This is a genomic window from Dietzia sp. CQ4 (assembly GCF_014145125.1).
Lineage (GTDB): Bacteria > Actinomycetota > Actinomycetes > Mycobacteriales > Mycobacteriaceae > Dietzia > Dietzia natronolimnaea.
Genome location: NZ_JAALDZ010000278.1, coordinates 1 through 1,180, shown reverse-complemented (window position 1 = coordinate 1,180; position 1,180 = coordinate 1). Strand labels below are relative to the sequence as shown.

Here is a 1,180-nt window from a genome sequence, read left to right as displayed (position 1 = left end):
GTGGTCGGCCGCCTTCGACGACGCCCCGGTCTACGTCTCCGCACCGGACGAGCACTGGCTCGGTCTGCGGCCCCGCAACACCGTGGTGTGGGGCGGCGGCCACCCGGGTGAGGAGATCGAGATCCTGCCGGGGGTCCGGGCCTCACAGCCCGGCGGCCACTTCCCCGGCAGCGCGGTGGTCCACTGGACCGCGCGCGACGGCCGGGGGGTGCTGTTCACGGGCGACACCATCGGCACCGTCGCCGATCCGCGCTGGGTCACGTTCATGCGTTCGTTCCCCAACTGGATGCCCCTGTCCGGCGCGGTGGTCCGGCGCATCGCCGACCACGTCTCGCGCTACGACGTCGACCGGATCTACGCGAACTTCGGCGGCTGCGTCCCCCGCGACGCCGGCGCCGCCGTCCGACGCTCGGCCGAGCGGTACGCCAGGTGGGTCGACGGCGAGTACGACCACCTGACCTGACCACCACGTCGGCGGATCGGACGACTTCACGACCGCCGATGTGTGTCGGGGTGCGGCGCTAGCATCTCCTCGTGGAGTTCCACCCGGAAGGCCTGATCCTCAGCCTCGCGGTGCTCGCCCCGTCTCTCCTGTTGGCGCGTTTCCCCCCTCGGGAGCCGCTTCCGCGGTCGTCGGTGCCCGGCCCGGTGCGCTGGACCGAGCGCGCCGGACAGGCCCTGTGCCTGGTGGTTCCGGCGGTGGGCGCCTCGGGCACGGTCGTCTGGTGGTGGGGTGTTCCCGCGATCTCCGCGCTGGCCGCCTACTACGCCCTGTGGGCCCGGTATCTGGCGACGGGTCGCCACGCCGAGTCCCTGTACTGGTGGCGCCGCGTGCCCGCCCCGATGGCGATCCTGCCGGTGATGGTGTTCCTCACCGCCGCGGGCTGGCTGAGCAGTCCGTGGATCGCGGCGGCTGCCGTCGTACTCGCCCTGGGCCATCTCCCGGTGTCCCTGAGTGCGGCGCGGGCCGTGCGGGAGGCCGTGTGAGCGACACGGGGGTGGAGTTGTGGTGGCTGCCGGTCGGCGCCGGTGGGCACGTCGCGATCCATACGAGCCGCTGGTGGGAGTCGTATCACGCGCGTCGCGAACACCGCCCCGGACGGCCGCTGTTCCACGCCGCGCTGGAGGTCTTCACCGAGCGCGGCCGCCATATCGTCGAGATGGCGCCGGCCTGGGGGCC

At 73.1% G+C, this 1,180-nt stretch carries 1 protein-coding gene and 2 pseudogenes; all 3 read left to right on the top strand.

Features of this window, described 5'->3' with window-relative positions:
* Window positions 1-463 (top strand): annotated as a pseudogene (locus G6031_RS14765) (hydrolase); the annotation flags it as partial.
* A gap of 71 nt (window positions 464-534) precedes the next feature.
* The gene (locus G6031_RS14760; RefSeq protein ID WP_182645941.1) at window positions 535-987 is read left to right on the top strand and encodes a hypothetical protein; all 453 of its coding nucleotides are present in this window, start codon (window positions 535-537) and stop codon (window positions 985-987) included.
* Window positions 984-1,180 (top strand): annotated as a pseudogene (locus G6031_RS14755) (hypothetical protein); the annotation flags it as partial. The gene G6031_RS14760 and the pseudogene G6031_RS14755, both read left to right, overlap by 4 nt.